The 22,806-nt window shown below is 47.3% G+C and carries 20 protein-coding genes and 1 pseudogene; 4 read left to right on the top strand and 17 right to left on the bottom strand.

Annotated elements, in window-relative coordinates; genetic code table 11:
* Positions 1-81 precede the first annotated feature (81 nt).
* On the top strand, positions 82-987 hold the full coding sequence (locus tag OCU21_RS08590) for an alpha/beta hydrolase (protein WP_261807004.1): 906 nt from the start codon (positions 82-84) through the stop codon (positions 985-987).
* Between the two features lie 171 nt (positions 988-1,158).
* Positions 1,159-1,851 carry an SGNH/GDSL hydrolase family protein gene (locus tag OCU21_RS08585; RefSeq protein ID WP_261807003.1) on the top strand — a complete coding sequence of 231 codons (693 nt, stop codon included), beginning with the start codon at positions 1,159-1,161 and terminating at the stop codon, positions 1,849-1,851.
* Between the two features lie 196 nt (positions 1,852-2,047).
* Here the strand turns inward: OCU21_RS08585 and OCU21_RS08580 are convergent, their stop codons facing one another.
* Positions 2,048-3,415 carry an FAD-dependent oxidoreductase gene (locus tag OCU21_RS08580; RefSeq protein ID WP_261807002.1) on the bottom strand — a complete coding sequence of 456 codons (1,368 nt, stop codon included), beginning with the start codon at positions 3,413-3,415 and terminating at the stop codon, positions 2,048-2,050.
* A 1,420-nt stretch (positions 3,416-4,835) separates the two neighbouring features.
* On the opposite strand from OCU21_RS08580, the gene hflX reads away from it, so the two are divergent.
* Together hflX and OCU21_RS08570 are read left to right on the top strand one after the other, a co-directional pair.
* Positions 4,836-6,128, top strand: a complete 1,293-nt coding sequence (hflX, locus tag OCU21_RS08575; RefSeq protein ID WP_261807001.1) for a GTPase HflX — start codon at positions 4,836-4,838, stop codon at positions 6,126-6,128.
* A gap of 543 nt (positions 6,129-6,671) precedes the next feature.
* Complete coding sequence (locus tag OCU21_RS08570) at positions 6,672-7,319, top strand: EAL domain-containing protein (RefSeq protein WP_261807000.1); 648 nt, start codon at positions 6,672-6,674, stop codon at positions 7,317-7,319.
* Positions 7,320-7,394: 75 nt separating this feature from the next.
* On the opposite strand, the gene OCU21_RS08565 is transcribed toward OCU21_RS08570, so the two are convergent.
* From OCU21_RS08565 to OCU21_RS08490, 16 genes and pseudogenes are all read right to left on the bottom strand, one after another.
* Positions 7,395-7,616: a helix-turn-helix domain-containing protein gene (locus OCU21_RS08565; protein WP_261806999.1), complete on the bottom strand. Its 222-nt coding sequence runs from the start codon at positions 7,614-7,616 to the stop codon at positions 7,395-7,397.
* Positions 7,613-8,086 carry a hypothetical protein gene (locus OCU21_RS08560; protein ID WP_261806998.1) on the bottom strand — a complete coding sequence of 158 codons (474 nt, stop codon included), beginning with the start codon at positions 8,084-8,086 and terminating at the stop codon, positions 7,613-7,615. Before OCU21_RS08560 ends, OCU21_RS08565 begins: the two co-directional genes overlap by 4 nt.
* Positions 8,087-8,097: 11 nt before the next feature.
* Positions 8,098-8,577: a DUF2975 domain-containing protein gene (locus tag OCU21_RS08555; RefSeq protein ID WP_261806997.1), complete on the bottom strand. Its 480-nt coding sequence runs from the start codon at positions 8,575-8,577 to the stop codon at positions 8,098-8,100.
* Positions 8,578-8,779: 202 nt separating this feature from the next.
* Positions 8,780-11,566, bottom strand: coding sequence for a cation-translocating P-type ATPase (locus OCU21_RS08550; protein WP_261806996.1), 2,787 nt, complete (start codon positions 11,564-11,566; stop codon positions 8,780-8,782).
* 376 nt (positions 11,567-11,942) lie between these two features.
* The gene (locus OCU21_RS08545) at positions 11,943-12,581 is read right to left on the bottom strand and encodes a potassium channel family protein (RefSeq protein ID WP_261806995.1); all 639 of its coding nucleotides are present in this window, start codon (positions 12,579-12,581) and stop codon (positions 11,943-11,945) included.
* A gap of 10 nt (positions 12,582-12,591) precedes the next feature.
* Positions 12,592-13,977: a TrkH family potassium uptake protein gene (locus OCU21_RS08540; protein WP_261806994.1), complete on the bottom strand. Its 1,386-nt coding sequence runs from the start codon at positions 13,975-13,977 to the stop codon at positions 12,592-12,594.
* A 135-nt stretch (positions 13,978-14,112) separates the two neighbouring features.
* Entirely contained in the window at positions 14,113-14,859 is a 747-nt protein-coding gene (locus tag OCU21_RS08535; protein WP_261806993.1) for a response regulator transcription factor, read from the bottom strand.
* 932 nt (positions 14,860-15,791) lie between these two features.
* A complete protein-coding gene (gene phoU / locus OCU21_RS08530) occupies positions 15,792-16,460 on the bottom strand; it encodes a phosphate signaling complex protein PhoU (protein WP_261806992.1) in 669 nt (222 codons plus the stop codon).
* 19 nt (positions 16,461-16,479) lie between these two features.
* On the bottom strand, positions 16,480-17,238 hold the full coding sequence (gene pstB, locus OCU21_RS08525; RefSeq protein WP_261806991.1) for a phosphate ABC transporter ATP-binding protein PstB: 759 nt from the start codon (positions 17,236-17,238) through the stop codon (positions 16,480-16,482).
* A 5-nt stretch (positions 17,239-17,243) separates the two neighbouring features.
* Positions 17,244-18,035, bottom strand: coding sequence for a phosphate ABC transporter ATP-binding protein (locus tag OCU21_RS08520; RefSeq protein WP_261806990.1), 792 nt, complete (start codon positions 18,033-18,035; stop codon positions 17,244-17,246).
* 29 nt (positions 18,036-18,064) lie between these two features.
* Complete coding sequence (gene pstA, locus OCU21_RS08515) at positions 18,065-18,937, bottom strand: phosphate ABC transporter permease PstA (protein ID WP_261806989.1); 873 nt, start codon at positions 18,935-18,937, stop codon at positions 18,065-18,067.
* Positions 18,934-19,845, bottom strand: a complete 912-nt coding sequence (gene pstC, locus OCU21_RS08510; protein ID WP_261806988.1) for a phosphate ABC transporter permease subunit PstC — start codon at positions 19,843-19,845, stop codon at positions 18,934-18,936. The genes pstA and pstC overlap by 4 nt, the downstream gene beginning before the upstream one ends.
* A gap of 20 nt (positions 19,846-19,865) precedes the next feature.
* On the bottom strand, positions 19,866-20,768 hold the full coding sequence (locus OCU21_RS08505) for a phosphate ABC transporter substrate-binding protein PstS family protein (RefSeq protein ID WP_261806987.1): 903 nt from the start codon (positions 20,766-20,768) through the stop codon (positions 19,866-19,868).
* A 252-nt stretch (positions 20,769-21,020) separates the two neighbouring features.
* Entirely contained in the window at positions 21,021-21,794 is a 774-nt protein-coding gene (locus OCU21_RS08500; protein ID WP_261806986.1) for a hypothetical protein, read from the bottom strand.
* Positions 21,778-22,308: a sigma-70 family RNA polymerase sigma factor gene (locus tag OCU21_RS08495; protein WP_261806985.1), complete on the bottom strand. Its 531-nt coding sequence runs from the start codon at positions 22,306-22,308 to the stop codon at positions 21,778-21,780. Before OCU21_RS08495 ends, OCU21_RS08500 begins: the two co-directional genes overlap by 17 nt.
* Positions 22,309-22,512: 204 nt before the next feature.
* Positions 22,513-22,806 (bottom strand): annotated as a pseudogene (locus OCU21_RS08490) (hypothetical protein); the annotation flags it as partial.

The raw sequence follows: 22,806 nt of genomic DNA, 5'->3' as shown, positions 1-22,806 counted from the left end.
TGACCTGTTTTCACGAAACGCTTACAATGTAAGAGTTCGCCCGCAAACGAGACGACCAATAAATAAAGTGAGGTTTTTGAGATGACAGTTTTACCAGCAGTACCGTTGACCGTCCCAATCGTTGACGAAACCCGCGATATTACATATAAGAACGCGACTGACAGCCATTATCGCGATTTGAAAATGAGCCTCCTGATTCCGCGCATCCCCGGACCCAAACCAGCAGTGCTCTACTTCCCCGGCGGCGGGTTTGTCGAAGCGGAGGCGCATAAGCTGTTACAGCTGCGCCTGGCGCTGGCCCAGCGTGGCATGGTGGTGGCCGCGGCCGAATATCGAGTGATTCCGGACAAATTTCCCGCGTTAGTTCAAGATGGCAAAAGCGCCTTGTTATTTTTACGTCAACATGCAGCTGAATTTGGGATCGACCCCTTGCGGATCGCAGTACTTGGGGATTCCGCCGGTGGCTATTTAGCCCAATTTCTCGGAACAACTAGCGAGAGTACTTTGTTTATCGCGGACGCGGCTATGGCAGCGCAAACTCGCGTAACGGCCACGGTCTCGCTATACGGCATCAGTGATCTGCGCAATATTGGTGCGGGTTTGGACGCCCCTTTTCACGAAGCAGCGACGGCGACGGAGGCCTTATTGGTCAATGGGGTTTCTTTGGGCAGTGACCAGACACACCCAATCAACACCGTTCCAGAACTGGCGGCGAAAGCCAGCCCCATTACCTACGTGCAGGCTGGTTTAGCGCCGTTCTTATTGATGCACGGGTCTGCCGATGGTTTCGTCTCCCCCGTCCAAAGTCAGCAAATGGCCACAGCGCTTCAGGAAAAGGGTGTGCCTGCCGACTATGTCACGTTGACTAACGCCGGCCATGGCTCCGCAGATTGGTACCAACCAACGACGATCAGCTATATCGTCGATTGGCTCGCGGCAAAACTACAGCCAACAACGGTAGCGCCGCACCCAACGATGACCCTCTAATCTCCTAGCTCAAAAAGAGTGCGAGTCACCCCGGATAGTGCTTGAGCATTAGCCTAGCAATTGTTATGGAAGCCGCCCTATGCTGCCGGAACAATTGAATAGCTAAGCGGAAAGCCCTGGGGTGACGAACACGTTTCAAGGAATCAACATAAGTAAGGAAGGTTTCGAAAAATGGCAGAACATCAGCTTTTACTCTACGGCTTCGGCGATTCGTTGATTGCCGGTCACGAACTAAAAATTGGCCTGCTGGACGATTACGCCGCCCAAGCCCATTTGACGCTACAAAATTTCGCCGTCAATGGCGCTTCGATGATCCCTCCGAAACCCAGCGATCACACTTGGGCTAGCGAAAATCATATCCCTGATTTAGCCAAACAACTGGCGCAAGCGCCAGCAGTGCTTCCGGATCTGATTGTTTTTGATGGCACCACCAATGACGCTATTAATTATGTTGACCAACAATATCCGCTGGGCGCCCCAGCGGTGGACTACCAACCAGCTAATTTCGATTTGACCACCTATGCTGGCCATTTCGAAAACGTCCTAGCCCTAATGCAGGCCAAATATCCTTTCGTTCCCCGCTATTTTGTGGCGGTGCACCATATGCCGGCGATTCCGTTAGCGCGACAAGACCGGGTTCAAGCGCTGGCGGCGCAACTGTGTCACAAGTGGAGCATTCCGGTCATCGACCTTTACGGCGCGGGCCAAATCAACACTTTCGATACCAAAATGGCGGCGCGTTTTTCCTATAATTCTGGAAGTCATCCGCAAGATGGCAATGGCACACACCTTAACGTGGCTGGCTACCAACGTTTCTATACCCCCATGTTGCAAGCACAGATCCAGCTACCGCCACGTCATTGAGACCCGAAGTGGCAAATTCTCCAAGAAATTCTCGTGGAAAATTCTTGTGCCAAACACTCGCGCTATGTTCTCACGCCAATTCTGATGAAGAAATAGAGAAATCAAGATAGAAAATACCGCTGACACGTCCTGATGTCAGCGGCATTTTTTGTGATTTTGCTTGGTGGGTGACTATTTCAAAACAGTCTCCGATCGATTAGAACTTGTGCTCGCCTAGCGCGTGTTGCGCGGCCAAATTCAACAAACTCCATTGACGATCGAACCCTGGCTGGAAGAAGAAGTCAGCTTCGGCCAAGTCTTCGACACGTAAACCCTGCTGGATCGCCAAAGCCAAAACATTGCCCTGAGCGGTAATATCATAAGTCGATAAAACAGCGCCACCCAACAGTCGATGGCTGGTCGGATCAAACAATAACTGCACATAAACTTCTGGATTGTCTGACCCGACTGGCACATACTCCGGCCGTAACCAATCTTGGTAGAAAGAAGTTTTGACAGCGACGCCGGCCTTCGCCGCGGTGGTGGTATTTAACCCACTTGTGGCGAAATGGTAGTCGAACACGCTTAAAGCCGATGAGCCCACCACACCCTTGAATGGCGCGCTAGGAATCTCTTCAAAAAGATGGCGGACTAAATAGCGGGCTTCGCGGCGAACGACCGTCGCTAAAGCAATCGGCATTGGTTGCGCCGCAGGGATCGAGTACGCCAGCACCGCATCGCCGATCGCATAAACATCAGGGACATTGGTGCGCAAATACTCGTCGGTCTTGATCCAGCCGCGGCGATCCAACGCAACCGTCCCCTGCAACCAAGCGGTATTCGGTTGCACTCCAGCAGCTTGGATCACCAAATCGGTGGCGATTTCTTCATTATCCGTTTGCACAGCAGTCACATGGTCCGTGCCAAGATAGGCCTGGATCTTGGCGCCGGTGATCACCTGAACACCTTTTTCATCCAAGTGCTTGGCTAAAATATCAGTCATTTCATGATCCAAATACGCCCCTAGCGGCCGGTCGATCACATCCAACAACGTGACCGCCTTACCCGCTTTCCGACTGGCCTCAGCCGCTTCGATCCCAATATAGCCAGCGCCAACGACCGTCACATGCTTGACTGCGGGATCTTCCAACTTGGCCTTGATTTTTGTCGCCCAATCCAAGCCGCGCATCAAGTAAACATTTTCCAAATCAGCGCCAGGGACCGGCAATGATTTCGGCGTGACTCCGGAGCTTAAAATCAATTTATCATAAGGAGCGATGGTGGTCGCCTGCGTCTTTTGATCAACGACCGTCACGGTTTTATCCGTGGTGTTGATCGCCGTGACCAAATGATTACTTAGAATATGCACGTTATTTTCGGGAAAACTCTCCGGGCTGAAATTGCGCACATCGTGAACGTCAGTGACCTTGTTCTCCAGATACAGCTCCATGCCGCAAGACATGAATGAAATAAAATCGCCCGCCTCAAACAAGGTGATCTCCACATCATCATAGCGGTTCAATAATTCCAAAATCGATTGGTGCCCACCATGGGATGCACCGACAATAACAACTTTTTTAGTCATTACAACAAACCTCCTAAGGATTCTTGCTAGATTTTAATGATTCTAAACTGTACGCTTCCAGTATAGGTCTCTTGACTGGGTGATGCAACTTTCCCACTTGTGTTCTCAGGCGATCACGTAGGTGTGGAGGACCGCGCCATGATTCACAGTAAAATCAGTTTTGTTTTAATACTGGCCGCAGGCTACGTTGCGTGTGGCGGGTGAGCTCGCTGTGCTGCTCCTGTATCTTGGTCGCAACTTCCACTGCGTGGTTCGGGGTGAGCTCGCTGTGGGCGTCACTTTCACTGCGTGGTTCGCTGCTGACTTTTATTCAGTTTCAACGTTGGCCGCGGGCTGCGTTGCGCGTGGCGGGCAAGCTCGCTGTGGGCATCACTTTGAGCTTTTCGGAAGTACACCGAAAATCTCAAAGCTGAGCCTTATTCTAAGCGGCAAAGCCGCTAAGAATAACGACACGGCGATCTTACCCGCCACACTCCACTCCGCCTGCTCAACGATTTTAAGCAAATCAAGCTGCCACGCCATTCTACCTGCTCGTGTAAATTGACGGATTCTCACGCAGTTGACGACCATGGCTGGTCACAAGTTCGCACTGATAGTGACATTGTAACAATCGACTAGATGATCCCTAGTAACTCTGGTCAAACAGCCGACAGGCCTTTTCTCACAAAAAGAAATGGCATCATTTTGTCCGCCACACTAGCAAAAGCACTTTATTAACTGCTTCGCCTAGATTGCAGATAGGCTCTACACTGCCCAGCAACCGCCTCAGGGCGTGTGGCTCTATTCAGAGTGTGAGCCGACCTGGGCAGCTTCTGAGCATTAGCCTAGCTCTTATTTTGGAAGTGTTCCTTGCTTCCAGAATAAGAGCGTAGCTAAGCGGAAGAAGCTTGGTCGGCGAACACGTTTCAGCAGTGAAATTTGTCTTTGTAGGTGCGCCAGCAGCTACTTAGACAAAGGCTCGATTTGAAGACAGGCCGCCGTTTTTGCGGATTGGCTTCAAACGATGCCCACTGCGTTCCAGCCACCAAAAACGCCCTGAGGCGGTTGCGTCCCCACCCAAACCCAGCAAACCTGCAAGCGGGCGAAGCAGCAAATGCAGAAGCCGCACTTTGCAAATCAGCCCAAACCAACATGTAAGCAAAGACAAAAGCTGTACTTTCTCCTTTACGCTGGTGTCCAATCGTGTTAAGATGAACTCATCTACAAGAGAAAGGACTGTCAAGAATGCGTTTGAGAATCGCCCCAAAACCATTGAACTCGAACACAACTAAATAAGCATTCACCACGATTGATGACAGTTTCTTGGTCTTTTATTTTTATTGATAAAATTACCAGAGCCGAATGAGTCGGCTCTTTTTTATGCCCAAAATCTGACTGTCAGTGGTCGCCTAGATGCTTTGTTATCAACTAGGAGGTTTATATGACTGATACTTATCAAACAATTCCCACACAAGAGCAAGTTATTATCGGTGGCTTAAGTCACGGCAAGGCAAGTTTCGAATATACAATGACCGAATTAGCCGAATTGGCGCGCGCCGACAACTTAGAGGTCGTGGACAGAGTTACTCAAAACTTGGATCGAATGGATGCTGCCACTTATTTTGGTTCTGGTAAAGTCACTGAGATCAAGGAGCTTGCTCAAGGGCTCAATGTTCAAACGGTGATCATCAACGATGAACTGTCGCCTTCGCAGCTAGCTAACTTAGAGAAGCGAACCGGATTACACTTTATTGACCGGACCGAGCTGATTTTAGAGATTTTCGCTGATCGGGCCAAAACTCGCGAGGCTAAAGCTCAAGTCGAGATCGCTCGTTTACAATATGCTTTGCCGCGGATCCATCCTTCCGCAAATACTTTGGACCAACAACGTGGCGGCGGCGGGCTGATGAACCGTGGTGCTGGTGAGACGCAATCTGAGTTGAATCGCCGGACGATCAGAAAGCGCATCAGCGATCTTAAACAGCAACTGGCGACGATGGCCAAGACAGAGAATACCAAGCGGCAACGGCGGCGTAATAGCGCGTTACCTCAGGTGGCACTGGTTGGTTATACGAATGCTGGCAAATCGACGACGATGAATCAATTACTGGAGGTTTTTGCTGGCGAATCAGGTTCAAAGAAACAAGTTTTCGAAAAGAATATGCTTTTCGCTACTCTGGACACTAGTGTACGTGAGATCCAGCTACCAACTAATCAAAGATTCCTTTTGAGTGACACCGTCGGCTTCGTTAGCAGTCTTCCGCATAATCTGATTGAGTCTTTCAAAACGACTTTGGCTGAGGCGGCTCAAGCCGATCTTTTGATCCAGGTAGTGGATTATTCTGATCCTAACTATCAAGAAATGATGGTCACTACGGCGCAAACGTTACAGGAAATCGGGATCACAGATATCCCGATGATCTACGCGTTTAATAAGGCTGACTTGAAGGGGGATACTGTCTATCCTGAATTGGATGGTCACGATCTTACTTATTCCGCCAAAGATCCTGCTTCGATCAAATTGTTAGCGCGATTGGTCACCTCGATTATTTTTGCGGACTATCAAACCGTTGATCTACTATTACCCTTTAGCCAAGCAAAAGATGTGGCCGAACTAGAGGCGACCGCCGAAGTCAAATCAAAGGTCTATACAGATCAAGGAACCGCTTTGAAGGTAAGTCTTTCTCCGGCCCAATTGACCCAATATCAGGCCTTTCAGGTCAGTACGCGTTAACCGAATGCGATCGAACGATTTAATACTTGCAGCTACCCCATTCATCCTCACCGCTGAATGGGGTATTTCGTTGAACTTTGATCCGCTTCTACTCAGAGGTTCGATCCTTAATAGCCAAGTTTGTGTGGCCTTGCTATTTTTGTAACAATAAGCGCTTTCTTGGAGATCTGGGGATTTATTTCAAAAATTTGTGTAATTAAATCGTTTTCTTGTTCAATTTGCTTATTTTTGTGATTGACTTAATAATTTGTTTCAACTAATATACTTATAGGTTGTAAGAAAATTCCAACTGCTACGTTAAATGTTGCTTTTGTTAGTAATTTTTTCACTTGATATTTATCGCAAACCTGATTTTAAGTTAATCAGGCCCTAATATTCTCAATAAGTTATCAGTTCTTTTTAACTTCGTTTTTAGTTGCTCTTAAGCCAATTAGTTTGATTGAAGTTTTAAAAGAGATGGACTAGAATGGACAGTAGATGATCCCACAAATAAAAGAAAGACCCACCAATTTCTTAACGTACCCACCCAAAGGAGGCGACTCAATGTATCGTTTTTTTGCCCAACCACAGATCAATTCAAAAGATAATTCTGTTTATGGTTATGAAGTTTTATTGCGCCAGAAAGACTGCAATGTTTGGCATTTACCTAAGAATTTCAGTGAAGTTTCGATTGAAGAACAAGCAAAAATGGTCGAGACGACTGTTGGTCAATTGAACACAGCGATCAATCATCGTGTTCTCGCCTTCAACATCAACCAAGATCAAGTCAATAATCCCTTGACCCTAGGTTCATTGATCGCCTTAAAAAAGCGGATCGATCCAGCCGCGCTGATGATCGAATTGACGGAAGCGCCGACTTTACAGCAAATCAAAGAACTTAGTATGGTTTTACACCAGTATGGCATTGGTTTAGTGATCGATGATGTGGGTACGGGTTCAAATACTTACGAAAATATTCGTCATCTTTTGCCTTATGTCGATCAAATTAAATTGGCGATGCAGAATCTACGGGAAAATGGTAATGCCGAGCGGATCCCAGAATATTTGAAGTTCTGGTCAAAACAGGCTCACGAATATCGTTTGGATGTTGTCCTAGAAGGAATCGAAGATGAACACGACCAGAATTTAGCCCATGAATATGGTATCAATATCCATCAAGGCTATCTCTACGGCCGCCCCAGTCTCGTTTAGGTCCAGACTATTTTAACAAACAAAAATCAGTTCGATCATCTGAAGATGACTGAACTGATTTTTTTCTCGGTAAAACTAAATATCGGTATGATCATCTGGCAAATATTTCAAAAGATCACCAGGTTGGCAGTCAAGCGCGGCGCAGATCGCAGCCAAAGTAGAAAAACGGATCGCCCGGGCCTTACCCGTTTTTAAAATCGATAGATTGGCCAATGTCAGCCCAACTTGTTGCGATAATTCAGTCAAGGTCATTTGTCGTTCGGCCAACAGGCGATCTAAATCAACAATGATTTTCATTGCGGCACCCCATTTTTAATTGCGGCCGCTTGGCGTTCACTGAGCTGACGTAATAGCAGTGCCAATACGCCTAAACTAAACATTCCCAAAAAGAAAATCAGATTGAACACCAAAACTTGAGGTACCCGGACTGCTTGAACGTAGGGAAACCAAACGGGTAAGCAAAGCAGTTGTAACCCATTGATGCTCCACAATAATCGCTGGATCGTTTTTAATCGTTGTTGGATCATTGGCGCGATGAACTGGATTTTTAGTAAGCGTTGCAATAAATGAATACTCAGGCCGAGCACAACGAAGCCGACCCCACCAGCAAGATACATTAGGATCGTAGCCCAGACCAGGCCAGGCAACCAACCGATCACACTTAGCCAATCTCGTAGGATGGTGGGCACAAGATCTATCAACATCAACGTTTCAAGTGCTCCTAGCAAGAATAAAACGAATTGTAAAAAACGCACAGTTTTGGTCATCTTGATTCCTCCTAAATCGTTAAGTCGTGTTCTTCTTGTAAGGTCAGAGCCTGTTGCAACAATTGTTTCAAGACGCCTGCAAAAACACCGATCACCAGGGCCGCACCTACAAACACCAAGGCGAGTGCCAGCAGGCCAGGAGCATCATCACGGTCGGCCCACAAATAGAAGATCGGCAATTCAAGTCCATAGATCAAGCCGATCAGGAAGGCCTGATCACGAATGAGCGTCAAAGCCTTGACCGAAGCCGGGGCAAATGCGATTCGTTGTTGAATACGCCGAAGTAAACGCCAAGCCTGCCAGAGGATCCCAGCAAATAAAACTGCGGTGAGATATAAACCACCGCCTAATAAAAGCGGCCACCACCAAGCTCCAGGAAAAAGTCGAGCTACTCCAATCAAAAAATGAGGTAGGACGAGCACACAGACAGCGGTCAACCCTAGCGCTAACACGATCAGCGCCAATTGTAGAAATCGTGTTTCACGTTTCATAGATTTTCTCTCCTTTATCGACTATCGATAAATCCAATCATCTTATTATAGCATTGATTTATCGATAAACAATAAGAAAGTACCTAACAAAATCGTTAGTTGTTTTCACTAACAATAAAAGAACCTGTTCTCAATTTTCCCTAGAAAAGTGAGGACAGATTCTTTTTTCAATCTTTATTCTGATCGATCAGTCAGAACCGTTTCACCACAACGTGATCGGAAATAGTTCCTTCAATCCTGATAGGATCAAGGTCGGCAACGCCGGAATGAAGATCACGGCCAAATAAAGTTGCCAAGTCAGGGGCACTGTTCCAAAAACAGCAGTGAATAAAGGAAACATCGTGACCACCAATGAAGCGATCGCCGCAAAGGAGACCGCCGCGACTAAATGAAGATTACTGAAGGGATTACGGCGAAATAGGGTTTGAGAACTACGAGCGTCAAAAACGTGCCATAATTGGCCGAAAACCAAAGTCAGAAAGGCGATCGTTTGACACTCTGCCGCCGAATAGCCTGATTGTGCCGCCCAGACAAAGGCGCCAAAGACCAAACCGCCCATCACGACGCCACGAATCAAGACCCGTGAGAGTAAGCCATTAGCAAAAACCGATTGTTTCGTATCTCGCGGCTTTTCAGTCATGATATTACGTTCAGCTTCATCATAACCTAAAGCGAAAGAAGGTAACGCGTCACTGATCATATTGACCCATAGGACCATCAATGCGGTCAGTGTTGGTGTTAGTTCTGAAACTTCACCGATCGGCGCGGTAATAAAGAAAACACCTAATAACAAGGACAGGACTTCTGCGACATTGGTCGTCAGTTCATGCCGAATGAAGTTTTTGATATTGCCAAAAATGGTTCGACCTGCCGCCACTGATTTTTCGATCGTCGTAAACTTATCATCCATCAAGATCAAATCAGCAGAATCCTTGGTAACTTCAGTACCATTGATCCCCATGGCGATCCCGATATCAGCCGCACGTAAAGCTGGCGCATCGTTAACGCCATCACCGGTCATCGCCACGATCTCTTGATGACCCTGAAGCGCCTTGACCACTCGCTGCTTGTGTTCAGGGGAGACCCGCGCATAGACGCGAATATCTGGAACGATCGCCGCTAACTCTTGATCACTCATCGCTTCGATCTCACGGCCTTGAACAACACGAGCGGCCTGATCGTGCACGATCCCCAAGCGATAAGCAATCGCGCGCGCAGTCTCCGCATGATCTCCTGTGATCATCACCACATTGACCCCTGCCCTTTCCAGGATCGCCACGGAACGTTTGACTTCCGCACGCGGTGGATCAATGATCCCCGCGATCCCCAACAGTTGTAGATGCTGTTCTAACTCGCCTTGACTCCCATTCTCCGCCATTTCAGCTGAAATGGTCCGTTCAGCGACCGCTAAAGTTCGCAAAGCCTGTTTCGCATAAGTATGGATCTGCGCTTCCACTAGATCACGAGCCGCAGCGATCGGTCGCATTTGATCATTGAGCCACACTTGATCGGTTTTCGTTAAGATCACGTCCGGAGCACCTTTAGTCAAAACCTTGAAGTGCGCGCCATCTTTGACCACAACACTCATCATTTTGCGGGTACTGTCGAATGGAAAGACCCGAAGGATATCATAATCATCCTGACCCGTTTGATTCAGTAGATCGTCACGAAAGACTTTATCTTTTTGACCCAGCACGATCAGGGAAACATCAGTTGGATTGCCAAAAGGACGATAATTGCCGTGTTCGTTTTGGGTAACGCTCGCCTCATTATTCAAAACCGCCGCATGGATAAAGCGTTGGTAATCGAAACGGCCCACATCGGCTTCTTCAACGGGTTCGATCTCACCGATCGGTTCATAACCATTACCATCGACCTCATAGGCGATGCCATTAGCCCAAAAATCGGTGACTGTCATTTCGTTTTTAGTTAAGGTCCCGGTTTTATCAGAAGCGATGAACGTTGTCGCGCCAAGCGTTTCTACACTATTTAGTGACTTGATCAAGCCTTTGCTCTTAGCTAAGCTGGTGGCGCCGATGGTTAGGACGATCGACAACACGACCGGTAACGCGTCGGGGATCGCCGCAACCGCTAACGCGATCGCAGTGGATAAATTATCGGCCACGCCACTGACTGTGAGCTGACCAGTCGCAATCACTTCTTTCGCAATGCCATAACCTAATACGATCACCACGATCGCCGCCGCGACATACATCAATTTCCGCGTTAAATTAGCCATCGTCTGCTCGATCGGTGTTTTTTTAGCTTCGACACTGTCGAGCAAATTCGCGATATGTCCCAATTCAGTCGCCATCCCCGTGGCGACTACGACGCCAACGCCATTGCCATTGACTACCGTTGAGCCCGAGAAACCCATGTTAGTGCGGTCACCAAGTTGGGTATCATCAGCTAACATGAACCGCGTTTTCAGCACCGGTTCAGCTTCGCCGGTCAGATGAGATTCATTGATCTGTAATTCGTTTGCGGCCAACCAACGCAGATCCGCGTCTAAGAAATCCCCCATCTTGACTGACACGATATCACCGACGACTAGCTCCGCCGCGTCGACTTTCTGCCAGTCCTCATCACGTAAAACCGCGACTTGATGATCGGCCAACTGTTTCAAAGAATCCAACGACTTCTGCGCCTTTGTTTCCTGCACATAGGAAAGGACCGCATTACCAATGATCAACGCAAAAATCGCGATTGCTTCATAAAGTGACGCCCGCCCATGACTAAAATCGCCATTGATCTGGAAATCATAGATCGAACTAAGGATCGCCAAAGCCACCGCGATCCAAAGAACGATCACGATCGGCTCTTTAAACGACCGGATAAAAATCTTCCAACCAGGATCAGGCTGTTTTTGGACCAACTCATTGCGCCCATCACGAGCTAAGCGATTCGCCGCTTCCGTTTCAGTCAACCCGCGAAAACGGGAAGTTTGTAGTTTTTCGAGGACCTCTTTTCGATGTTGGTTATAAAACATAGTAAACTCCTTTTCAATTCAGACCGACAAAAAGAACTACGCCTAAAAGGCCCTTCTTCACCCCAAGAAGGCTCGCCTTGAAAGCATAGCTCCAACCGATCGTGCAATATTTCGTTACAATTATTATTCCAGAAAAAACAGGTCCTTGTCAAGTGGCAAGTTACATTTTGTTACCAAAAACTCGGGAATTCCTGACAGACCCTGCCTGCAGCTCCGGTTGGGATTGCTCATTCGAGTCGCAAGTAGCTTGACGCAACTTGTGCTCCGCCAGGTGAGCGATGGTTAGCCGAAATGGTGAGGCGGTTGCTGGCCATACCCCAATCAGACCACAGGATACCTGCCCCACCATCAATTCATAACTGACCAGTGGCAGACTCTATTCCGCGCTTAACATGATCAAGACGTCATCCGTTTGTAAAGTCAGATCTGCGGGCACGGGAATAATGATCTCCTGATTACGGATCACAGCCATAATGTTATAATCGTATTTGTTGCGAATATCCAAATCGGCCACGGTATGTCCGACCCATTGCGCCCGCGGATGTACTTCGGTGATAGCTTGCCGACCCGCACGTTCCAAAATATCGATCATGTCCGGGTCGATCAAACTGTGAGCGATTTTTTCACCCATTTCGATTTCTGGCAAGATCACGCGATCGGCACCAAGTTTCTCGAGAATCTGCTTCTGTCGTTCACCTAGCGCTTTGACAACGACCTTGGGAACACCCAATTCTTTAGCCGTCATCGTTGCCATGATCGCCGCCTCAAAATTCTCACCCATCGCTAAAACGACCACGTCAAAATCAGCAAGGTCTAAGCCTTTTAACGTATCAGCATCAGAAACATCAGCTTGAACCAAATGGTTGGTGTAATCCGCCGCTTCATTCAAACGCTCCTCTTTGATATCACAGGCCAAAACAGTCGCATCATAGTCAGCCAAGGTCCGTACGATACTCATGCCGAAACGGCCGAGACCAAAAACCGCGAACTGTAAATTAGTACGATCAATATCCATTTTTATCTCCTTATCCGATCATGACTGTCGCACTCGGATAGTGGACATCATGTTGATTCATATGATGAGTCAACGCCACCATCACGGTGATCGGTGATAGCCGCCCAATAAACATGCAAAGCGCGATCACGATCTTGCCGATATCACTTAAATGTGGCGTGATCCCCGTTGTTAATCCCACAGTCCCCAATGCCGAGCTTACTTCAAAAACCAAATCTAGTAAACTATGCTGAAAGCCGGAATCCTGTTCTGAAAAGGTCAAGATCGCCACCGCGCCCAAGACCAACAGCACAAACATCGAGACCACCGTTAAAGCTTTTTGTAATAATTGTAACGGCAAAGTCCGGTGAAAACTGATCAGCTCAGAACGCCCTTTGATCGCCGTATGGACCGCGATCAAGATCAAGGCGATCGAAACAGTTTTGATCCCGCCAGCAGTGCCTGCCGGTGACCCGCCGATCAGCATCAATAGAGAAGAAATCAATTTACTCAGGTCCGTTAGGCCGGCCTGATCAATTGAAAAATAACCCGCCGTTCGCAATGTCACCGATTGAAAAAAAGCATTGAGGATTTTCTGACCCCAAGATAAGGGACCCAAAGTCGCTTGATTTTGCCATTCCAACCCTAAGATCGTCAATGTACCGATCAGAAGTAAACTGCCAGTCATCACAAAAACAATCTTGGCGTGGACCGAGAGCATTTGCAAGCGACGTCGGACTGACCACTGCCGGTTACTGGTCAAACGCCGAAAGAACTCGATGATCACTGGGAAACCTAGTCCTCCCAAAATGATCAAAACACTAACGGTCAAAATAATAGCGCCGTTACCGTTGAATGGCTGTAAACTGCTATTGCCCAGAATATCGAAACCTGCGTTACAAAACGCCGAGATCGCGTGAAAAACGCCTTGGTAAACTGATTTGCCCCAAGTGATCGATTCCGCTTGATGAAAAAATATCGTCAGTAACAAGGCTCCGACCATTTCGATCATTAAAGTGATCTGGACGACCCGTTTGATAAACGCACCCATCCCACCGATCCGCTCCTGACCAAAGGCGGTTTTGATCACCACGCGATTCTCCAACGAGATCCGCCGATTGAACAATAACAAGCTGGCCGAGAAAATCGAAATAAAACCTAGCGCACCCAATTGGATCAAGGTAATGATCACCACTTGCCCAAAAATCGTCCAATGAGCCAGTGTGTTGACCACCACTAGGCCAGTGACACAGCTAGCAGAAGTCGCGGTGAATAGCGCGTTCAAAAAACCCACGGATTGCTGATCCTTACTGGCGATCGGTAAATTCAATAATAATGTTCCTAATAAGATCAACCCGACAAAACTCAAAGCGATCAATTGTGTGGCTGATAAATGGCGGACTCTTTTCCCATCCAAAAACAAAACAACCCCTTGTCTAACTCGTTCTGATTGCTTTCAGTATAGCACAAGTCACCAGTTCGATCGTGACCAGTTTGCCGCCAAGATCAAGGCCAACAAAAAAGGCAACCCGTTCCAAACGGTTGCCCTGCTCTATTTTTGATAATCGATTTTCAAGTGTTTATCCTCGAAAATATAGCCAAAACCACGAACTGTTTTGATGATCTGCGGATTTTTTGAATCCAACTCGATCTTATCGCGCAAGTGACTAACATGAATATCAACGATCCGTGAGGATTCTAGCTCATCATACCCCCAAACATTGTTCAAGATCTGTTCGCGGCTGAGCACTTGACCATTATGGTTGATCAAATAAATCAAGAGTTTAAATTCTTTGGGGGTGAGCCCCAGATCCAATCCTTGACGTAAGACTTGATAATGTTGCAGATCGATCGTCAAATCATCTAAATGGATCGCCGAAGACTGCACTTCGTCAGCTAATTCAGGATGCTCTGGACGTTCGTGCTCATGTGTCGTATAGACCCAGATCCGTTGTTGGAGCCGCGCTGACAGTTCAGAAAAAGAAACTTGCGTTGATAAATAATCATCGACCCGCAAAGCAAACAACGCCAATAGATTATCCGCTGAGGGGGCCGCGTCAAGCGCCACGATCGGTCCATTGATCGCCTCACGATTTTGCGCAACCAACTGACTTGAAGCTTCGAAACCTAAGCAATCTAAATCAACGATCACCGCGTTAAATTCTTGACTGGCGATCGCCTGGGCCGCGCTTAAGGCAGAGGTGACATTAAAGACCGAATAATGTTGTTCCGCCAGTTTCTCATTGAGCATAATGAAAATTTTGAGCTGTTTGGTCAAGACCAATATCTTGTTTTGCATTAGTCTACACCTAAACTTTCGCTTCTTGTCTTGGTCGCTACTGTTCCATTCTAATCTTGGCCGTGGGCTACGTTGCGTGTGGTGGGCAAACTCGCTGATTTTCTACATCTTACCCGTAACTTCCACTGCATAGTTCGGGGTTAACTCGCTATGTCTCTTCTGTTTCAATCTTGGCCGCGGGCTGCGTTGCGTGTGGCGGGTGAGCTCGCTGTGGGCGCTGTTTTAAGCCTCGCTTTGCGAGTCTTAAAATCAGGCCTTGGTCTAAGTGGCACAGCCACTAAGACCAATTTCACGGCGATCTCACCCGCCACACTCCACTCCGCCTGCTCAACCGTTTTAAGCAGACTAAGCTGCCACGCCATTCTGCCTGCTCGTGTAAAGTGACAGATTCCCACGCAGTTGACGACCATAGTTAGCAATTACAAATTCGCACCGATAGTCACACCATAACAATTGACCTGATAATCACCAGCAACTGAATAACATGTCAAAAAACTTGGGATTACTAGTCTGGATAATCGGTCGAGACAACCATTCAGGATTTTTTATCAATTGAAATGATATTGTTTTGACCACCACACTAGTAAAAGCACTCCGTAACCTACTTCGCCCAGATTGCAGATAGGCTCTACACTGCCTAGCAACCGCCTCAGGGCGTGTGGCTCAGCAGTTAAATTTGTCTTTGTAGGTGCGCCAGCAGCTACTTAGACAAAGGCTCGATTTGAAGACAAGCCGCTGCTTTTACGGATTGGCTTCAAACGATGCCCACTGCGTTCCAGCCACTACAAACGCCCTGAGGCGGTTGCGTCACCACCCAAACCCAGCCATACCTGCAATCAAGCGGAGAAATAAATACAGAAGCCGCACTTTTCAAATCGGTTCAAGTCGGCAGCCATACTTCTCAAAGCAGTTCAAAAATAATCCCCAACGACCTAGCGTCGTTTATCATTACTCAATTCAACAATATTCCCGGTTTTACTATAAACGATCCACTCCGTGATATTGACGATATGATCGCCGATCCGTTCCAAGAACCGCGCCACCATCAGATAGCTAGCGCTGGCTGGTGCCAGATCAACGCTTTGCGACTCAGTATCAGTGATCGATTTACGGATCGTCATAAATTGTTGATCGATCCCTAGATCCGCCTTGGCGACGTTTTCCGCAACGGTCGCATCTTCGTGAAAGTACGCGTCCAATGCTTCTTCCAACATTTTACGAACACTATTAGTCATTTCGGCGATCTGCTCTTCAACTTCAGGGATCCGTTGATTACCCTTAATATAAATCGTTTCGCGGGCAATGCCAACTGCATGGTCTCCGATTCGCTCTAAATCTGAACTAGCTTTAAGGATCGAGATCACTTCACGAAAATTAGTTGCCACCGGCTGTTGCAACGCCATCAAATATAGCGCTTGTTTTTCCAAGTCGATCTCGTTTTCATTGATATCATGATCCGTCGTGATCACGGCGTGGGCCAACTTTTTATCATGATCAATGAATGATTTGGTTGACTGATAGATTTGCTCACTAACGGTGATGCCCATATTCATGAAGTTGGTTTGTAAACTCTTCAACTCATCAAAAAATTGTTGTGCCATGATTGTCTCCTATCCGAAATTATCCGAATTTCCCGTTCAAATAATCACTGGTTGCTTGTTCACGCGGCTTCATAAAAATCTCTTTAGTCGCTCCGGCCTCAATTAAATTCCCATTCAACAGAAAGGCGGTCTGGTCAGAGATCCGACTGGCCTGTTGTAAATTATGAGTCACGATCACGATCGTATAGCTATCCTTTAAGGCCAGCAAGGTCGTTTCGATCTTCGCGCTGGCAATTGGATCCAGAGCACTAGTTGGTTCATCAAGCAAAATCACTTCCGGGGCCCCCGCCAAAACACTGGCTAAACAGACCCGTTGCTGCTGACCACCAGATAATGATTGCGCGGAACGATGAAGCCGATCTTTGACCTCATCCCAGATGGCCGCCTGACGCAAACTACGCTCCACGATCTCATCGGCCTGACGTCGCTCACGCATCCCCATCATTCGTTGACTGAAGATCACATTCTCATAGATCGAAAAGGGAAACGGTGTTGGTTGTTGATACACCATGCCGATCTGAGTCCGCAAAGCAACGACATTGACTTTGGGTCCATAAATATCTTGCTGCTCAAACTCGATCTCACCACTAACAGTCACATCAGGAAGCAAATCATTGCTCCGATTCAAACAGCGTAAGAAAGTCGATTTGCCGCAACCAGACGGTCCCATCAAAGCCGTGATTTTATTTTTTGGGAAAGCCAAAGTTACGCCATGAAGGCTCTCGTACTTGCCATAGCTAACTTTAACATCCTTGGTCGTCAAACTATTCTCTGTCATGATCATCACCCAAAATTCCCTGACAAATAATCGTCAGTCATCGCCAAATGCGGCTTGATAAACAACTGCGCCGTCGCATCGAATTCCATTAATTGCCCATCGTAAAAGAAGGCTGTGTAATCGCTGATCCGCGCCGCTTGCTCCAGATTATGGGTCACGATGATGATCGTATAGTTCTGCTTTAATTCTAGCAAATTTGCTTCGATTTTGGCAGTCGAAATTGGATCCAATGCACTGGCCGGTTCATCCAATAACAAAACTTGCGGCATCGACATCAAGGTCCGCGCCAAACAAAGCCGCTGTTGCTGCCCCCCTGATAGTTGCAAAGCGTTGCGCTCCAGATCACCATCTAATTCATTCCAAAGATCGACCATACTCAATACCTGCTTCATTCTTTGCTGCAAATCTTGGTTACTGATTTTCTGATGTTCAAGTAGACCAAAGGACAAGTTGAAGCGGATCGAGCGAGCAAATGGATTCGGCTGCTGAAAAAGCATGCCGATCTGTTGCCGCAATTGATAAACGTTTAGCTTGCGATCATTGATATTCGTGTCGTCAAAAACGATCTGCCCGCCGATCGTCGCCACTTCGTCATTCATCCGATTCAAACAACGCAGAAAGGTTGACTTACCAGAGCCTGATGGTCCGATCAAGGCCGTGATCCGATTTTTCGGAAAAACCGCGGAACAAGGGTGCAGCGCTAAGGTATCATCATATTTGACCGTTAGATCCTTGGTCGTCAAGGCATTGGTCAAATCAGGAAAATTCAAATAGGTCTCTGCAGTATCATACATCATCGCACCTCATTAACAGTTAGCTCCACCACTTAATGGTAGATTTTACGTTGCAGTCGTCGGGACAATTGCCGCGCCAGCAAATTAAAGGCCAGGATGGTCAAGATCAAAATAACGATCGTGCCTTTTGAGATAGCTTCGGCGTTAGCGCCCAGCCCTTCAGTATTGACTTTCCAAATATGGACCGCCAATGTTTCCGCCGGTCGCAAAGGATTCAAGAAACTGTTGGCATCAAAAATATTCCAATTGAAGTAGTCTAACTTCGGCGCGCTTTGACCAGCCGTGTAGATCAAAGCCGCCGCCTCCCCAAAAACTCGGCCGGCACTAAGCACGATGCCTGAGATCATTCCCGGCATCGCCTCAGGCAAAATCACCTTGGTGATCGTATGCCACTTGGAAACACCAAGGGAAACGCCGGCAGTCATGCGCGCCTCAGGAACCGTCGCGATCGCCAAGGAAATACTTTGGGTCAAGATCGGTAGATTGAAGAAGGTCAACGCGATCGCGCCAGATAGCACGGAAAAGCCAATTTTGAACTTCAGAACTAACAACAGGAAGCCAAAGAGCCCGATGATGATCGAAGGTAGTGAGCTCAAAGCTTGGATCGCCATTTCCGCGATGGCGGCGAACCGGCTTTTCTTGCCGTAAATGGTTAAGGCAATGGCGGAACCTAAGGCAATGGGAAAGGACAACAGGAGCGTCAAAATCAACAAATACAATGAGTTGAAGAGTTGATCGCGAATGCCCAGCCCGTCATCGCTGGCGGTGGTCAGAAACGACCAACTGATCGTGGACCAGCCTTGAACCAGCAAATAGCCAATGAAGATAGCAATCAAGGCAATGATCGCGCCGACAATGGTGTAGATCAGACCACGGGCAAATTTATCAGTTCGATAACGATTCATTTAGCCTCGCCTCCTCGGGTGAATCCTTTGACGATCAAGTTAAAGGCCAAGGAAATCAACAATAGGATCAAGGCCAAGGTCCATAACGCGTTATTGGGCAGGGTACCATCAATGGTGTTGCCAATATCGGTGGTCAATTTGCTGGTCAGCGTTGCCGTTGGCGAGACCAGACTTGTGGGCATTTGAACGGTATTGCCGATCACCATCTGGACTGCCAGCGCTTCACCAAAGGCCCGGGCGATCCCATAAATCACAGCGATCATCAGTTTTTTCGCGGAGATCCGCAACATGACGTGATAGATCATTTGCCAATGGGTGCACCCCAAAGTATAGGCAAATTTCTGGTAACTGGGATCCACACTGCGCAAGCTTTCGATCGACAAGGACGTGATCGTGGGCAAGATCATCAAGGCCAAGATCAACGCCCCGGCCAAGATCCCAAAGCCCGTACCGCCGAACCTCCCGCGAATGATCGGTACCAAAACGGTCAAGCCGATGAACCCGTAGACAACTGAAGGAATCCCCAACAGTAATTCGATCACTGGTTGGACAAAACGTTGCCCAAATTTTGGCTTTAGCGCCACCACGTAGATCGCGATAACAAAAGCTAGCGGTGTCGCCATAGCGGCCGCTAGCATAGTTGTCGAAAACGAGGTTGTGATCAAGGCTAAGGCCCCAATGTCCGCATGCCCGTGGGCATCCAAGCTGGTGTTCCAATCTGCTGTTGTCAGAAATGACCAAACATTAACGTGATTTTTGGTGAACGTTTGTAGGCCTTTGCTACTAATGAAGTAGACAATCGTCACAACCAGTAGCAACAAGATCGTGACGCTGATGTAGCAGAGTAGCCGGCCCCAATTATCTTGTCGGATCTCTTTAGAGCGGGCAAAGAGCTTATCCTCTTTCATAATCTCACTTCTCGCTTACTTTATTTTTCGCTGACCTTGTTCTTCGCGTCCTTGACAACTTTCATGTCATGCATGCTGATATAGCCAAGATCCTTGACCGGGCCAGACTGAACATCTTTTGAGTCCATGTATTCCAGAAACTTCTTAGTCGCGCTGTCGATTTTTTCCTGAGTATACATATGTTCGTAAGACCAGATCTTCCATTCGTTGGTGGTCACGTTCTTGTCAGTCGGTTCAACACCATCGATCGATAATGGTTGGATATCATCTTTGAAGTATGAGAAAGCCAAGTAGCTGATCGAACCTGGTGTTGAGCGAACGATTTGTTGAACAGTCCCGTTGGAATCTTGTTCTTGTGACTTAACTGCCTTAGCGCCATCAAGCACCGCGTTTTCGAAAGTCGCGCGGGTCCCGCTACCTTCTGCCCGATTGATCACAGTGATCGCGCCATCTTTGCCGCCAACATCTTTCCAGTTGGTGATCTTCCCAGTGAAAATATCCTTTAATTGCGCCATGGTAATGTTCTTCACGCCAACTTCTTTGTTAACGACTGGTCCCATCCCCACAACCGCAACTTTATGATCGACTAATTTAGAAGCGTCGATCCCATCTTTGGCCTCAGCGAAAATATCCGAGTTCCCAATGGTGACCGCGCCTTGCGAAACTTGACTTAACCCTGTGCCGGAACCGCCACCTTGAACATTGACCACGATGTTGCTGTTTTCCTTTTGGAAATCCTTCGCCGCTTGTTCGACTAATGGTTGTAACGCGGTTGAGCCGACGACCATGATTTTAGCTGATTCTGCTTTCTTGCTGCTGGAGCTACTGCTGCTACCGTTGGAAGCGCTACCTGATCCGCTACAAGCGCCCAATAACATTAATCCGGCAGCGATCAGTGAACCTAATGCAAGTTTTCTCTTCATATCTCTACACTCCTGCTCTGTGTCATCCCTAATTTTGAATACAACCACAGTTTAACCAGTGAGTATAAATTTTCAGTATGATTTATGTAAATATCTTGTAAAGTTGCCACTTTTTCGTGAAAGTTTCTTTTTAGTAAGTGAGCGATTTTCAGCAAAAGCCAACAAAAAAACCAGCAAGGAGGCAGCTTGCTGGCAGGCGAATTAAAATATGGGTTAACAGTTATTTTGAAAAGCTTTGGTATCCGGCGCGTATCACAGAAAATGGGTCAGTAAGTAGATAATGAGGCTGATCCCCAAGACGATCCCCATTCCGATAAAAATGACGTAATTGGCACGGATCCCGAAGTTGATATTACTGAAGATGTAATCAAACTTAGTCCCACGAAAGACAGAATCAGAGATTTCAATCTTAGCCATGTTGGGGATCATCAAGAGATTACGCTTGAACAACTCGGCATTTTCCACATTGAGGATCTCGGTGAACACGCGTTTATCTGTGGTCTGAAAGTCTAAGGTGTACCAGTGCAGAACATTGCGGCGCCAAGGTCGGTTGTTATCGGCGGGAATAGATTCTCGATGCTTCTTCAATTTAAGCACAGGAATTCGATCATAATAGTAGGAATAATAAACGGTAGGATCGTCAATAAATTCGATCATCACGAAGAAAATCATCCGTCGATCCGTGAAAATCATCAGGCGATTATCCCGCAAGCTATCTTGTTCCTTGATGTAGTCCGCAGCCGTTGCGGTTTTAGCGGCATACATGCCCATCACCCCGCTGGTCGCCGCGTTCGAACCATTCTCATTGGTGACCGGCATCATATTGACGATTTTCTCATCAGGCTCCAGAATTTTATCAACTTCCTGTAACGCCTTCTGCAAAGTAATATATAGCTTGACTTTCTTGACCCGATAACGTTCGTGGAGCTCCGGGGTCAACCCGTTAAAGTAGCGGCCTTTGGGTAGTTCCGGAAAGCCATTGATTTGGTTAACGACATCAACAAACGGATTAAGTAAAGTAGTCATTGATAACACCCTCCTCTTGTAGTTTCTTGCGTCCGCGTGATAAATGCTTATAAACGGACCAGCGCTTCATCCGTAACTTCTTACCGATTTCTTCAGGCAAGAAATCATCACGATAAAATAACATGAAAACTTCCCGTTCTGTCTTCGAAAGCGAGGCGAAAATCGCCTCGTAATCTAATTCCTCCGTAATCGGCGGCGTAGACAGAACCACATGATCCAGCGTGGTGTTCTGCAGCATCGCTTTTAGTCCCCGCTGATAATCGATTGTTTGGTGCTTGACGATCGCGCTCAACCAGTTTTTGAAAGTGCCTTTATCCGCATCATACTGCCCGATATGCGACCACACTTGATAAAAGCAACGATTGGCAATATCCGCCGTGAAATCTCGTCGAAAATCATTCGGCAAATTGTGCAGAATCACTTGATTGATAAACCCGCCATAGCTAACGACCAACTCCGTCAAAGCCGCTTCATCTTGTGCCCGCAAACGAGCAATCAACTCCGCTTCTTCCATCTCGCCCCTCCTCCTTCCTTGACAAGAATCAAATCCTGTCATACTCGCTTACACCCTATATTACGATAGAACCCCCTGAGGTCTGACATTTTACGCCAAAATAATTTTTTTCTGAACAAAACAAAAAAACCAGCAAGGAGGCAGCTTGCTGGCAGGCGAATTAAAAATATGGGTTAACTGTTATTTAAGAACCATAAATGATCGTTACTTGAAGAAATTATCAAAAATCGCAAATAAAATGAGCACTAAGGTAACAACCCCACCAAAAATCAAGATACCGGTGCTACCCCAAATACCAAAATTGACGTTACTCATCACAAAATCAAACTTGCTCCGACGCTTTACCCGATCGGTGACCTCGATCTCGGTCATCTTAGGGATCATCAACAAATTGCGTTTGAACAGATCGGCATTATCCGCATTGAGGATCTCCGTAAAAACACGCTTATCCGTGGTCTGAAAATCCAAGGTATACCAGTGTAAAGTATTGCGCCGCCA

It is taken from the genome of Lapidilactobacillus luobeiensis (assembly GCF_024345205.1).
Taxonomy (GTDB): Bacteria; Bacillota; Bacilli; order Lactobacillales; family Lactobacillaceae; genus Lapidilactobacillus; species Lapidilactobacillus luobeiensis.
This window is presented reverse-complemented; position numbering and strand designations above follow the sequence as displayed.